Source organism: Pelomonas sp. KK5, assembly GCF_001984095.1.
GTDB lineage: Bacteria > Pseudomonadota > Gammaproteobacteria > Burkholderiales > Burkholderiaceae_C > KK5.
Genome location: NZ_LYVQ01000178.1, coordinates 1 through 13,611, shown reverse-complemented (window position 1 = coordinate 13,611; position 13,611 = coordinate 1). Strand labels below are relative to the sequence as shown.

9 protein-coding genes and 1 tRNA gene are annotated in these 13,611 nt (G+C 67.3%); 3 read left to right on the top strand and 7 right to left on the bottom strand.

Annotated elements, in window-relative coordinates:
- Nucleotides 1–178: 178 nt before the first annotated feature.
- From lon to B0W88_RS23060, 7 genes are all read right to left on the bottom strand, one after another.
- Complete coding sequence (gene lon, locus B0W88_RS23090; protein ID WP_077036975.1) at nt 179–2,593, bottom strand: endopeptidase La; 2,415 nt, start codon at nt 2,591–2,593, stop codon at nt 179–181.
- A 114-nt stretch (nt 2,594–2,707) separates the two neighbouring features.
- Nucleotides 2,708–3,973 carry an ATP-dependent Clp protease ATP-binding subunit ClpX gene (gene clpX / locus B0W88_RS23085; RefSeq protein WP_077036974.1) on the bottom strand — a complete coding sequence of 422 codons (1,266 nt, stop codon included), beginning with the start codon at nt 3,971–3,973 and terminating at the stop codon, nt 2,708–2,710.
- 124 nt (nt 3,974–4,097) lie between these two features.
- Nucleotides 4,098–4,706 carry an ATP-dependent Clp endopeptidase proteolytic subunit ClpP gene (gene clpP / locus B0W88_RS23080; RefSeq protein WP_077036973.1) on the bottom strand — a complete coding sequence of 203 codons (609 nt, stop codon included), beginning with the start codon at nt 4,704–4,706 and terminating at the stop codon, nt 4,098–4,100.
- 124 nt (nt 4,707–4,830) lie between these two features.
- Nucleotides 4,831–6,150, bottom strand: a complete 1,320-nt coding sequence (gene tig / locus B0W88_RS23075) for a trigger factor (RefSeq protein ID WP_077036972.1) — start codon at nt 6,148–6,150, stop codon at nt 4,831–4,833.
- A 31-nt stretch (nt 6,151–6,181) separates the two neighbouring features.
- Nucleotides 6,182–6,268, bottom strand: a tRNA-Leu gene (locus B0W88_RS23070).
- A 103-nt stretch (nt 6,269–6,371) separates the two neighbouring features.
- On the bottom strand, nt 6,372–9,506 hold the full coding sequence (locus B0W88_RS23065) for an efflux RND transporter permease subunit (protein ID WP_077036971.1): 3,135 nt from the start codon (nt 9,504–9,506) through the stop codon (nt 6,372–6,374).
- 10 nt (nt 9,507–9,516) lie between these two features.
- Entirely contained in the window at nt 9,517–10,644 is a 1,128-nt protein-coding gene (locus B0W88_RS23060) for an efflux RND transporter periplasmic adaptor subunit (protein WP_077036970.1), read from the bottom strand.
- A 166-nt stretch (nt 10,645–10,810) separates the two neighbouring features.
- On the opposite strand from B0W88_RS23060, the gene hpnC reads away from it, so the two are divergent.
- The 3 genes from hpnC to B0W88_RS23045 all read left to right on the top strand — a co-directional run.
- Entirely contained in the window at nt 10,811–11,638 is an 828-nt protein-coding gene (hpnC, locus tag B0W88_RS23055; RefSeq protein ID WP_077036969.1) for a squalene synthase HpnC, read from the top strand.
- Nucleotides 11,635–12,483 carry a presqualene diphosphate synthase HpnD gene (gene hpnD, locus B0W88_RS23050; protein WP_077036968.1) on the top strand — a complete coding sequence of 283 codons (849 nt, stop codon included), beginning with the start codon at nt 11,635–11,637 and terminating at the stop codon, nt 12,481–12,483. Before hpnC ends, hpnD begins: the two co-directional genes overlap by 4 nt.
- The coding region (locus tag B0W88_RS23045) for an FAD-dependent oxidoreductase (protein WP_077036967.1) at nt 12,480–13,611 on the top strand (1,132 nt) is incomplete at its 3' end. The genes hpnD and B0W88_RS23045, both read left to right, overlap by 4 nt.

Genomic DNA, 13,611 nt, shown 5'->3' with positions numbered 1-13,611 from the left:
AACTCGTGACCTCGACCTTGGCAAGGTCGCGCTCTACCAACTGAGCTACACCCGCTTAGATTTGCATCTAGGTTTCAACACACTGCTCGCTGTGTCTTTCAACACCGCGCCGTTTGCGCTGAAGCCGAGATTCTATACCGAGTTTTTGACCCCCGGCAAGAAGTTCAGCCAATAAATCTCAGTGCGTGGCCGAGGTCGACGCGGCAGCGACGTCCGCCGCCTTCTTCGCTTCCACCACCGGATCTTCCTCCGGCAGCGCCGTCGGCACCTTCTCCAGCGCCACCTCGAGCACGCGGTCGATCCAGCGCACCGGCACGATCTCGAGCTGGTTCTTGACGTTCTCGGGGATGTCCTGCAGGTCCTTGACGTTCTCTTCCGGGATCATCACGGTCTTGATGCCGCCGCGGTGGGCCGCCAGCAGCTTCTCCTTCAGGCCGCCGATCGCCGTCACCTCGCCGCGCAGCGTGATCTCGCCGGTCATCGCCACATCGGCGCGGACCGGGATGCCGGTCAGGGCCGAGACGAAGGCCGTCGTCATCGCCGCGCCGGCGCTGGGGCCGTCCTTGGGCGTGGCGCCGTCGGGCACGTGGACGTGTACGTCGCGCTTGTCGAACAGCTCGTCCTTGATGCCCAGGCGGCGGGCGCGCGAACGCACCACCGTGCGAGCCGCCTCGACGGACTCCTTCATCACGTCGCCCAGCGAGCCGGTGCGGATGATGTTGCCCTTGCCCGGCACCGCGGTGGCTTCGATGGTCAGCAGATCGCCACCCACTTCCGTCCACGCGAGGCCCACGACCTGGCCGACCTGGTTCTTCTTCTCCGCGCGGCCGAAGTCGAACTTGCGCACGCCCAGGAAGTCGTTGAGGTTGTCCTCGGTCACCACGACCTGGCCCTCATAGGCCTTCAGGGCGACGCCCTTGACGACCTTGCGGCAGATCTTGGAGATCTCGCGTTCCAGCGAGCGCACGCCGGCTTCCCGCGTGTAGTAGCGGATCACGCCACGGATCGCGGACTCGGTGACGTCCATCTCCTCGTCCTTGACGCCGTTGTTCTTGCGCTGCTTGGGCAGCAGGTAGCGCTGGGCGATGTTGACCTTCTCGTCCTCGGTGTAGCCCGACAGGCGGATCACTTCCATCCGGTCCAGCAGGGCCGGCGGGATGTTCAGCGAGTTGGACGTGGCAACGAACATCACATCCGAGAGGTCAAAGTCCACCTCGATGTAGTGGTCGCCGAAGGTGTGGTTCTGCTCCGGGTCCAGCACTTCGAGCAGGGCCGAGGACGGGTCGCCGCGGAAGTCCATGCCGAGCTTGTCGATCTCGTCGAGCAGGAACAGCGGGTTGCGCGTGCCGACCTTGGACAGCGACTGCAGCACCTTGCCCGGCATCGAGCCGATATAGGTACGGCGGTGGCCGCGGATCTCGGCCTCATCACGCACGCCGCCCAGCGCCATGCGGACGAACTTGCGGCCCGTCGCACGCGCGACCGACTGGCCGAGCGAGGTCTTGCCGACGCCCGGAGGGCCGACCAGGCACAGGATCGGGGCCTTGACCTTGTCCACTCGCTGCTGCACCGCGAGATATTCGAGGATGCGGTCCTTGACCTTCTCGAGGCCGTAGTGGTCTTCGTTCAGCACTTCCTCGGCATGGGCCAGGTCGTGCTTGATCTTGGTCTTCTTGCTCCAGGGCAGGTTGACCAGCGTGTCGATGTAGTTGCGCACGACGGTCGCTTCCGCGGACATCGGCGACATCAGCTTGAGCTTCTTCAGCTCGCCGTCGGCCTTCTTGCGTGCCTCCTTGGGCATGCGGGCGGCGGCGATCTTCTTGTCCAGCTCTTCCAGGTCGGCGCCTTCTTCACCGTCGCCGAGTTCCTTCTGGATGGCCTTGACCTGCTCGTTCAGGTAGTACTCGCGCTGGCTCTTCTCCATCTGGCGCTTGACGCGGCCGCGGATGCGCTTTTCCACCTGCAGGATGTCGACCTCGTGCTCGAGCAGGTCGAGCAGCTTCTCCAGCCGCTTGGACACCTCGGCCAGGTCCAGCACCGACTGCTTGGCATCGAGCTTCAGCGGCAGGTGGGCGGCGATGGTGTCGGCCAGGCGGCCGGCGTCGTCGATGCCGCCGATGGAGGTCAGGATCTCCGGCGGGATCTTCTTGTTGAGCTTGACGTACTGGTCGAACTGCTGCGTGACGGCGCGGCGCAGGGCCTCGACTTCAGGCTTGGTATCGGCCTCGGGCGGGATCGGCGTGACGTCGGCGACGAAGTGTTCCTCGGTCTCGGTGATCGAGTTGGTCGTGGCGCGCTGCAGGCCCTCGACCAGCACCTTCACGGTACCGTCGGGCAGCTTCAGCATCTGCAGGATGCTGGAGACGCAGCCGACCTCGAACATGTCGTCGGGTTTCGGCTCGTCCTTGCCGGCGGCCTTCTGGGCGACCAGCATGATCTGGCGGCCGGCTTCCATCGCGGCTTCCAGCGCCTTGATGGACTTGGGGCGACCCACGAACAGCGGGATCACCATGTGGGGGAAGACGACCACATCGCGCAGCGGCAGCAGCGGCAGCGTGATGGGGACGGCTTGCAGAACGGGATGACCGGACATGAGATACCTCTCTTTCTCAAGCCCATCTAGGGCCTGAGCCGATGAATACAAGGTGCCGAACGGAGTGCTTCGGCCGATTGAGTCAGCCCATTGAACCAGTTATGCGAAGACCACTCAGGCACTGGCCTTCTGTTCGCGATACACCAGCAGGGGTTTCGCGTTCTCTTCGATGTTGTGCTCGTCCAGCACGACCTTGGCCACGCCGTCGAGCGCCGGCAGCTCGAACATCGTGTCGATCAGCGACTGCTCCATGATCGAGCGCAGGCCGCGGGCGCCGGTCTTGCGCGCCAGCGCCTTCTTGGCGATGGCGTTCAGCGCCGAGGGACGGATCTCCAGCTCCACGCCGTCCATCTGGAACAGCTGCTGGTACTGCTTGACCAGCGCGTTCTTCGGCTCGGTGAGGATCTGCACGAGGGCGTCCTCGGTCAGTTCGCCCAGCGTGGCCACCACCGGCAGGCGGCCGACCAGTTCGGGGATCAGGCCGAACTTGATGATGTCTTCCGGCTCGCACTCGCGGAACAACTCGGAGACGCGCTTCTCGCTCTTGCTCTTCACGGTCGCGCCGAAGCCGATGCCGGACTTCTCGGAGCGGTTCTGGATGACCTTCTCGAGGCCGTCGAAGGCGCCGCCGCAGATGAACAGGATGTTGGTCGTGTCGATCTGCAGGAAGTCCTGGTTCGGGTGCTTGCGGCCGCCCTGCGGGGGCACCGAGGCCATCGTGCCTTCGACCAGCTTCAGCAGCGCCTGCTGCACGCCCTCGCCCGACACGTCGCGGGTGATCGACGGGTTGTCGGCCTTGCGCGAGATCTTGTCGATCTCGTCGATGTAGACGATGCCGCGCTGCGCACGCTCGACGTCGTAATTGCAGTTCTGCAGCAGCTTCTGGATGATGTTCTCGACGTCCTCGCCGACATAGCCGGCTTCGGTCAGCGTGGTCGCATCGGCGATCACGAAGGGGACGTTCAGCAGGCGCGCCAGCGTCTGCGCCAGCAGCGTCTTGCCGGAGCCGGTGGGGCCGATCAGCAGGATGTTGCTCTTGGACAGCTCGACGCCGTCCTTGGTCGCGCCCATGTGGCGCAGCCGCTTGTAGTGGTTGTAGACGGCGACGGACAGCACGCGCTTGGCCACGTCCTGGCCGATCACGTACTGGTCGAGGCTGGACTTGATCTCGCTGGGCACCGGCAGGTCCGACTTGCTCGCGCGGGCGGCGGGCGTTTCCGCCGGGACCTCGTCGCGAATGATGTCGTTGCACAGCTCGATGCACTCGTCGCAGATGAACACCGACGGACCGGCGATCAGCTTCTTCACCTCATGCTGGCTCTTGCCGCAGAAGGAGCAGTACAAAACTTTTTCGCTGGAGGAGCCTTTTTTCTCGGCCATGGATCTGCTGCTTCAGTCAAACAAACAGGCTGGGGGGCCTGTGGTGATGATAGTTCAAAGACGGCGAGGGGCCTTTTCGTAAAAAAGGCCCCTTAACGCCAATACTTGACGAGGAATTCGACGTTTACGGGCGCTTCTCAAGCACCTGGTCGATCAAGCCATAACCCTGAGCCTCAGCGGCGGACATGAAGTAGTCCCGCTCGGTGTCGGCCTGGATCTTCTCCAGGCTCTGGCCGCTGCGCTCGGCCATGATGCGGTTCAGCGCCTCGCGGGTCTTCAGGATCTCGCGGGCGTGGATCTCGATGTCGGTCGCCTGGCCTTGAGCGCCGCCCAGCGGCTGGTGGATCATGATCTTCGAGTTGGGCAGCGAATAGCGCTTGCCCTTGGTGCCGGCGGTCAGCAGGAAGGCGCCCATGCTGGCGGCCATGCCCAGGCACATCGTGGACACGTCCGGCTTGATGAACTGCATCGTGTCGTAGATCGACATGCCGGCCGAGACGCTGCCGCCCGGCGAGTTGATGTAGAGGCTGATCTCCTTGTCGGGGTTCTCGCTCTCCAGGAACAGCAGCTGCGCCACGACCAGGTTGGCCACCGCGTCGTTCACCGGGCCGACCAGGAAGACGATGCGCTCGCGCAGCAGGCGGCTGTAGATGTCGTACGCCCGCTCGCCGCGGCCCGACTGCTCGATGACCATGGGCACCATGCCCAGATTGTTGATGTCCAGCGCGCTCATGAAATTCATTCCTTGTGAAGGGGATCCGTCTCCGATATGGGGACGGATTATGCGGTGACAAGAACAAGGGGCGCCGGCCCTACGGCGCGGCGCCCCTACCGGACGTGAGGATCTTTTCTGGAGATCAGTTGTTGCCGGCGGCGGCCATCAGCTCGTCGAAGGCCACGGCCTTGTCGGCCACCTTGGCCTTGCCGATGACGAAGTCGGTCACGTTGTTCTCGATCACGACGGCTTCGACTTCGGCCAGGCGCTCGCGGTCGCTCAGGTACCAGCGCACGACTTCAGCCGGCTTCTCGTAGCTCTGCGACAGCTCTTCGATATGGGCTTGCAGCTGCTCGGGCTTGGCCTGCAGGTTGTTAGCGCGCACCAGCTCGGCCACGACCAGGCCCAGGCGCACGCGGCGCTCGGCCTGCGGCGTGAAGATCTCGGCGGGGATCGGGGCCTTCTCGGCATCCTTGACACCGCGCTTCTTCAGGTCTTCGCGGGCGTTGGCCACCAGGCGGTCGGTCTCCTGCGAAACCAGGGCCTTCGGCACTTCCAGTTCGGCGGCGGCGACCAGGGCGTCCATCACGGCAGCCTTGTTGCGACCCAGCACGCGGAACTTCACTTCGCGCTCGAGGTTCTTCTTGATGTCGGCGCGCAGCGCTTCCACGGTGCCTTCGGCGATGCCCAGGCCCTTGGCGAAGGCTTCGTTGACTTCCGGCAGGTGCTGGGCTTCGATCTTCTTCAGCGTGACCAGGAAGTCGGCTTCCTTGCCGGCCACGTCCTGGCCGTGATAGTCGGCCGGGAAGGCCAGCGGGAAGGTCTTGCTCTCGCCGACCTTCATGCCGCGCACGGCCTGGTCGAACTGCTCGAGCATCTGGCCTTCGCCGATCAGGAACTGGAAGCCTTCGGCCTTGCCGCCCTGGAAGGTCTCGCCGTCGATCTTGCCTTCGAAGTCGATGGTCACGCGGTCGCCCACGGCGGCGCCTTCGGCGGCCGGACGCTGGGCGAAGGTGCGGCGCTGCTTGCGCAGGATCTCGACGGTCTTGTCGATCGCCTCTTCGGTCACCTCGCTGGAGATGCGCTCGACTTCGGCGTTAGCCAGGTCGCCGATCTTCACTTCCGGGTACACCTCGAAGGTGGCGTCGAAAGCCATCGTGCCTTCCGGCGCGTCGTTCTTCTGCTCGATCTTCGGGGCGCCGGCGACGCGCAGCTGCGCTTCGTTGGCGGCCGACGAGAAAGCCTGGCCCAGCTTGTCGTTCATGACTTCGTACTGGACCGAGTAGCCGTAGCGCTGGGCCACGACGCTCATCGGCACCTTGCCGGGGCGGAAGCCGTCGGCCTTCACGGTGCGGGCCAGTTTCTTCAGGCGGGTCTCGACTTCGCTGTTGATGTCAGCGGCCGCCAGGGACAGCGTGATGCGGCGTTCGAGCTTTTCGAGGGTTTCGACGGTGACAGCCATGGTGGACTCGTAAGTTGGATCGATCAAGATCTGGTGCGCGGGGCCGGACTCGAACCGGCACGCCCGTGAAGGCGTCAGGACCTAAACCTGGTGCGTCTACCAATTTCGCCACCCGCGCGGAGGGAACTCAGGTCTGACGGGTGCAAACCTGCGGCATTTGGAGAACCCGGGATTGTAGCCTTAGCCTTGCGGACATCCCGGGCTTGGTGTAAACCCGCCGCTCACTCCGGCGGGGGACGCTTCACGCGGAACCAGGCGGCGTACATCGCCGGCAGCGTCAGCAGCGTCAGCGCCGTGGCGACGACGAGCCCGCCCATGATGGCCACCGCCATCGGCCCCCAGAAGCCGCTGCGCGACAGCGGCACCATGGCCAGCACGGCCGCCGCCGCCGTCAGCACGATCGGGCGGAAACGCCGCACGGCCGAGTCCACGATCGCCTGCCAGGCCGGTACGCCGCGCTCGCGGTCCTGCTCGATCTGGTCGATCAGGATCACCGAGTTGCGCATGATCATGCCCATCAGCGCCACCACGCCCAGCAGCGCGACGAAGCCGAAGGGCCGGTTGAACAGCAGCAGTGCCGCGGCCACGCCGGCGATGCCCAGCGGCCCGGTCAGGAACACCAGCATCGCCCGGCCGAAGCTCTGCAGCTGCAGCATCAAGAGCGTGAAGGTGATGAACAGCATCACCGGCACGCCGGCGAAGATGGAACCCTGGCCCTTGCTGCTCTCCTCCACCGCGCCGGCGATCTCGATGCGGTAGCCGGGCGGCATCTGCGCCTGCAGCTTCTGCAGCTCGGGCCACAGTTCGGCGGTCACCGTCGGGCCCTGCAGGCCTTCGGCCACGTCGCCCTGCACCGTCACCGCATAGGCCCGGCCCTCGCGCCACAGCACGCCGGGCTCCCAGCCGTAGCCGATCTTGGCGATCTGGGTCAGCGGCACCGCGCGCCCGGAGGCGGTGGGCACCATCTCGTTGCCGATGTCGGTGATCGCGTCGCGCTCCTCGCGCGGCTGGCGCAGCACGATGTCGACCAGCCGGTCGGCCTCGCGGTACTGGCCGATCGTGGTGCCGGAGAACATCGTGCGCGAGCCCTGCGCCAGGCTCTGGCTGGTGATACCCAGGGCGCGCGCCTTGTCCTGGTCCACCTCCAGGTGCAGCGCCTTGACGGTCTCGTTCCAGTTGTCGTTGACGCCGCGCATGTTCGGGTTCTTGCGCAGGATCTCGCGGGCCTGGTCGGCCCAGCGGCGCACCTCGTCCACCCGCTCGCCCATCACGCGGAACTGCACCGGATAGGCCACCGGCGGGCCGTTGGGCAGCAGGCTGATGCGGGCGCGCAACTCGGGGAACTCGGTGGCCATCAGCGCGGGCAGGCGCTTGCGCAGCGCCTCGCGGGCGACGAGATCCTTGGTGACCAGGATGGCCTGGTCGACGTTGCTCTGCGGGAAGACTTGGTTCAGCGGCAGATAGAAGCGCGGCACGCCGGAGCCGATCCAGGTGCTCACCGTGGAGACGCCGGGGTCGGCCATCATCCGCTTCTCGAAGCGCAGTGCGGCGGCGCGGCTCTGCTCGATCGTCGAGCCCTCGGGCAGCCACAGCTCGACCAGCACCTCCGGCCGGTTGGAGTCCGGGAAGAACTGCTGCTGCACATGGCCCATGCCGAACAGGCCCAGGGCGAAGATGGCGATGGTGGCGAAGATCGTCTTCCACTTGTGCACCACGCACCACAGCACGATCTTGCGGAAGCGCGTGTAGAACGGCGTGTCGAACAGCTCGTGCGCCTCACCCTCGGGCGCCGGGTGGCTCTTCAGCAGCAGCGAGCCGAGGTAGGGCACGAAGTAGATGGACACCACCCAGGAGATGATCAGCGCCGCCGCCGTCACCGCGAAGATCGCGAAGGTGTATTCACCGGTCGTCGACTTGGCCAGGCCGATCGGCAGGAAGCCCACCGCGGTGATCAGCGTACCGGTCAGCATCGGCTTGGCCGTGGCGTCGTAGGCGAAGGTGGCCGCGGTCATCTTGTCGTAGCCCTCTTCGAGCTTGCGCACCATCATCTCGACCGCAATGATCGCGTCGTCCACCAGCAGGCCCAGCGCGATGATCAGCGAGCCCAGCGAGATCTTGTGCAGGCCCACGCCCCAGTAGAACATCGCCACGAAGGTGATCGCCAGCACCAGCGGGATCGTGATCGCCACCACCATGCCCGGCCAGATGTCCACGCGCAGCGGCTTGGTGTGGAAGCCCAAGGCGACGAAGCTCACCGCCAGCACGATCACCACCGCCTCGATCAGCACGTGGACGAACTCGTTGACCGAGCGCGTCACCGCCTGCGGCTGGTCCTGGATCTGCGAGAGCTCGATACCGGCCGGCAGCGTTGCGCGGATCTGCTTGACCTGGACCTGCAGCGCCTTGCCCATCGCGATGATGTCGCCGCCCTTGCTCATCGAGACGCCCAGCGCGATCACATCCTTGCCCTGGTGGCGGACCATCACGTCGGGCGGGTCGGAATAGGCGCGACGCACCTCGGCGATGTCGGACAGGCGCAGCGTGCTGCCCTGCCCCGTCTGCGGGTTGATCGCGCGGATCGGGAAGGCCTTCAGCTCGTCCACCGAGTTGAACTGCCCGCCCACGCGGATCTGCAGATTGCTGGTGCCGGCATCGAGCACGCCGGCGCCTTCCACCGCGTTCTGCGCGCCGAGCTGGTTGATCACCTGGTTGAAGTCCAGGCCCAGCGCCGAGAGCCGCTTCTGCGAGGCCTCGATGAAGATCTTCTCGGTCTGCACGCCGAACAGCGTGACCTTGGCCACGTCCGGCGCGCGCAGCAGCTGCGAGCGCACCCGCTCGGACCACTGGCGCAGCTCCTCCTTGGTGAAGCCGTCGGCGCTCAGCGCGAAGATCGAGCCGTAGACATCGCCGAAGTCGTCGTTGAACTGCGGCCCCAGCACGCCCTGCGGCAGCGTGTAGCGCATGTCGTTGATGCGCTTGCGCACCTGGTACCAGGTCTCGGGCACGTCCTTGGCCGGCGAGTTGTCCTTCAGCTGGAAGATCGTCACCGATTCGCCGGGCTTGGTGTAGCTGCGGATCTTGTCGGTGTAGGGCACCTCCTGCAGCGTGCGCTCGATCTTGTCGGTCACCTGCTCGGCCATCTGCTGGGCGGTGGCGCCCGGCCAGGCGGCCTGCACGACCATCAGCCGGAAGGTGAAGGGCGGGTCCTCGTCCTGGCCGAGCTGGAAGTAGGCGGCGAAGCCCATCAGCATCAGCACGACCATCAGGTAGCGCGTCAGCGCCGGGTGCTCCAGCGCCCAGCGGGACACGTTGAAGTGGCCGCTGTCCTGCGGCTTGTGGTTGTTGTTGCTGCTCATGCGAGGCGACTCAACGCGTGGCCGAAGCAGCCGTTGCAGGAGCGGCGGGGGCCGAGGTCTCCTGGTAGCGCGTGACCTTCTGGCCCGGCGTCAGCACATGCACGCCCGCGGTGACGATCTCCTGGCCGGCACGCAAGCCTCCGGCGATCACCACCAGGTTCCCCTCCGCGCCGCCGACCTGCACGGCCTGCGGCGCCACCGTCATCGCCTTCGGATCCAGCACCCAGACCGAGGTCTTGCCCTCGGCCTGCAGCACGGCGGTGAGCGGCACCTTGATCACGTCCGCGCTGCGCGGCAGCGCCAGCGAGACGATGGCCGTCTGCCCGAGGCGTGCGTCCATGCGGCCGATGTCGGCCTTCATCTGGAAGGTGCGGGTGATCGGGTCGGTGGCCGCCGAGATCTCGCGCAGCTTGATGTCGTAGGTCTTGCTCTGGTCGCCCCAGAGCCGCACCTTCAGCGCCCCCGGCTCGGCAGCCGCCCCTCGCACCCGGGCGAGCTGGTCCTCCGGCACCGAGAAGACCACGTCGCGCGGGCCGTCCACCGCCACGCCGACCACCGGCGTGCCGGCGCCCACCACCATGCCCGGCTCGGCCAGCACCGCGGTGACGACACCGGCCGAATCCGCCACCAGCTGGGTGTAGCCGGTCTGGTTCTGCTGCGCGTCGGCCTGGGCGCGGGCCTGGTCGAGCTGGGCCTGGGCGGCCTTGAAGGCGGCGTCGCGACGCTCCAGCTCGGCGGCGCTGATGAAGCCCTGCTGCTGCAGTTCGATGAAGCGCTTGTAGTCGGCGCCGAGCTGGTCGCGGTTCGTGCGCGCGGCCGACAGGCCCGCCTTGGCGCCCTCCTGGGCCAGCATCAGGTCCTTCGGATCGAGCAGGGCCAGCACCTGGCCGGCCTTCACGGAATCACCGAGATTGACCTTGCGGTCCAGGATCTTGCCGCCGACGCGGAAGGACAGGCGCGACTCGATGCGCGCCCGGATGTCGCCCGGATACTCCAGCGTCATGCCGGCGGAATCGGTGCCGACGACGGCCGTGCGCACGGCGCGTACCGGTTCCGGCGCGGCGGCCTGCTTGCCGCAGGCGCTCAGCAGCAACAGGGCTGCGAGCGACAGGCTGGCCTTCAATGGCGTCTGGGGCATGGAGTCCTCGAATTCTTCTTGGGCGCGTCGGTGCGCCGGGGGCTAACTGACAGGTCCCACTGACAGGCGCCGCCGCGGCAGTCGCCACGGCGGTCAAGCTGCATTTTGAGCGAGCTTGCCGCGCCCGCAAGCGGAATCGCGGCACAAAACACACACAATCGCGCCGGTGAGCATAGAACACTACGAGAACTTCCCGGTCGCCTCCTGGCTCTGTCCGCCCCGGCTGAGGCCGGCCGTCGCCGCCATCTACCACTTCGCCCGCACCGCCGACGACCTCGCCGATGAGGGCGACGCGCCAGCGGCGCAGCGCCTCTCCGACCTGCAGGCCTACCGCGCCGACCTGGCCGCCGTGGCCGCCGGCCGTGCGCCTTCGCCGCGCTGGGCCTGGGTGTTCCATCCGCTCGCCACGGCCATCGAGCAGCACCGGCTGCCGCTGCCGCTGCTGCACGATCTGCTGGACGCCTTCGAGCAGGATCTCCACAAGCACCGCTATGCCGACCGGGCCGAACTGCTCGACTACTGCCGCCGTTCGGCCAACCCGGTCGGGCGGCTGCTGCTGCATCTGTACGGTGTCCACGACGCGGCGGCACTGCGCCGTTCGGACGCGATCTGCAGCAGCCTGCAACTGATCAACTTCTGGCAGGACTTCACCCGCGACGGGCCGAACGGCCGCGTCTATGCCCCGCTGGCGGACCTGGCCAGGCATGACCTGACCCCCGAGGATCTGCTCGCCTGCCGCGACAGCCCCTCCGCCCGCGCGCTGATCGCCGAGCTCTGCGGCTGGGCCGGCGACATGATGCGCGAAGGCGCGCCGCTGGTCGCGCAACTGCCCGGCCGGGCCGCCTGGGAATTGCGTGCGGTCATTCAAGGCGGCCTGCGCATTCTTGAGAAAATCGCGGCGATGCAGTTCGCCAGCCTGACCCGGCGCCCTGCCCTCCATGCCTTCGACGCGCCCCTGCTCTGCTGGCGCGTCCTCACGATGAAAACAAGATGACTCCCGAGCAATACGTTCAGGACAAGGCGGCGAAGAGCGGCTCCAGCTTCTATTACGCCTTCCTGTTCCTGCCGCCGCCGCGCCGCGCGGCGATCACCGCCTTCTACGCCTTCTGCCGCGAGGTCGACGACGTCGTCGACGAGACGCAGGACCCGGGCGTGGCCGCCACCAAGCTCGCCTGGTGGCGCAAGGAGTCGGCCTCAGCCTTCGCCGGCCAGCCGAGCCACCCGGCGATGAAGGCATTGATGCCGCACGTGGCCGCCTACGACATCCGCCTGGAGCACCTGCACGCCGTCATCGACGGCTGCCAGATGGACCTGGACCAGACCCGCTACCTCGACTACCCCGGCCTGCAGCGCTACTGCCATCTGGTGGCCGGCATCGTCGGCGAAGTGGCCAGCGGCATCTTCGGCCGCACGAATCCGCAGACCGTCGGCTACGCCCACAAGCTGGGCCTGGCGATGCAGCTCACGAACATCATCCGCGACGTCGGCGACGACGCCCGCCGCGGCCGCATCTACCTGCCGGTCTCCGAGCTGCAGCAGTTCGACGTCAAGGCCCACGAGATCCTGAAGCGTGACGCGCCCTGGGGCTACAGCGAGCGCTTCACCGCGCTGATGAAGTTCCAGGCGGCGCGGGCCCATGCGCTGTATGACGAGGCCTTTGCGCTGCTGCCGCAGGAAGACCGCCGCGCGCAGAAGCCCGGGCTGATGATGGCCAACATCTACCGCGCGCTGCTGCGCGAGGTGGAGGCCGAGAACTTCCAGGTGCTGCAGCAGCGGATCTCGCTGACGCCGATCCGCAAGCTGTGGATCGCGATGAAGACCAACTGGCGGGGCCGTTGAGACTCGTCGTTATTGGTGGCGGCTGGGCCGGCATCGCGGCGGCAGTCGGCGCCGTACAGGCCGGCCATCAGGTCTCGCTGATCGAGATGGCGCCGCGCCTGGGCGGGCGCGCGCGCAGTCTCGAGGACGGGCTGGACTGCGGGCAGCACATCCTCATCGGGGCCTATCGCGAATCGCTGGCGCTGATGCGCGCGGTGGGTGTCGACCCGACGCAGGCCTTGCTGCGACTGCCGCTGCAACTGCGCGGCCCGCGGGGTGATGGCCTGCAACTGCCCGCCGGCCCGGCCGTGCCGGCCTTCGTGCGCGGCGTGCTGGCCCATCGCGGCTGGCCCTTGAGCGCGCGGCTGGCGCTGCTGATCCGGGCGGGACGCTGGATGGCCGCCGGCTTCCGCTGCGACCCGGCGCTCAGCGTCGCGGCGCTGTGCAAGGGCCTGCCCGACGTCCTGATCGCCCAGTTGGTCGAGCCGCTCTGCGTGGCCGCGCTCAACACACCGATGGCCGAGGCCAGCGCCAGCGTGTTCCTGCGCGTGCTGAAGGACGCGCTGTTCGCGGGCCCCGGCGGCGCCGACCTGCTGCTGCCGCGCGTGCCGCTGGCGGAGTTGCTGGCGCAGCCGGCCGAGGCCTGGCTGCGCCAACGCGGCGCGCGCCTCGAGACGGGCCGTCGCGTCGGCTCGCTGGACGAACTCGCGGATTTCGATCGGGTCATCGTCGCCACCAGCAGCGTGGAGGCCGCCCGGTTGATCGAGACGCTCGACCCCGCCTGGGCGCAAACGACGCGCGGCCTGCGCTTCGAGCCGATCTGCACGGTCTACGTCGATGCCCCCGGCGCTAGGCTGCCGGCGCCGATGCTGATGCTCGACGACGGGCCAGCCCAGTTCGTCTTCGGACTGCAGCCCGGCCTGCTCGCCTTTTCGATCAGCGCCGCCGCCCCGTGGGTCGAGCGGGGGCTGGACGTCACCGGCGAGGCGGCGCTGTCGCAGGCCAGGACGCAGCTGGGCCTGGCCGATCTTCGCGTGCGCCGCGTGCTGGCCGAGAAGCGCGCCACCTTCGCCTGCACGCCGGCGCTCGCGCGCCCGCCCCTGCGCATCGACGAGCGCATCGCCGTCGCCGGCGACTATGTGGCCGGCC

What these genes read in the sequence shown, in the direction of transcription:
- tig (WP_077036972.1), bottom strand. Translation starts at nt 6,150, where the DNA reads ATGGCTGTCACCGTCGAAACCCTCGAAAAGCTCGAACGCCGCATCACG.
- B0W88_RS23060 (WP_077036970.1), bottom strand. Translation starts at nt 10,644, where the DNA reads ATGCCCCAGACGCCATTGAAGGCCAGCCTGTCGCTCGCAGCCCTGTTG.
- clpP (WP_077036973.1), bottom strand. Translation starts at nt 4,706, where the DNA reads ATGAGCGCGCTGGACATCAACAATCTGGGCATGGTGCCCATGGTCATC.
- clpX (WP_077036974.1), bottom strand. Translation starts at nt 3,973, where the DNA reads ATGGCCGAGAAAAAAGGCTCCTCCAGCGAAAAAGTTTTGTACTGCTCC.
- lon (WP_077036975.1), bottom strand. Translation starts at nt 2,593, where the DNA reads ATGTCCGGTCATCCCGTTCTGCAAGCCGTCCCCATCACGCTGCCGCTG.
- B0W88_RS23065 (WP_077036971.1), bottom strand. Translation starts at nt 9,506, where the DNA reads ATGAGCAGCAACAACAACCACAAGCCGCAGGACAGCGGCCACTTCAAC.
- hpnD (WP_077036968.1), top strand. Translation starts at nt 11,635, where the DNA reads ATGACTCCCGAGCAATACGTTCAGGACAAGGCGGCGAAGAGCGGCTCC.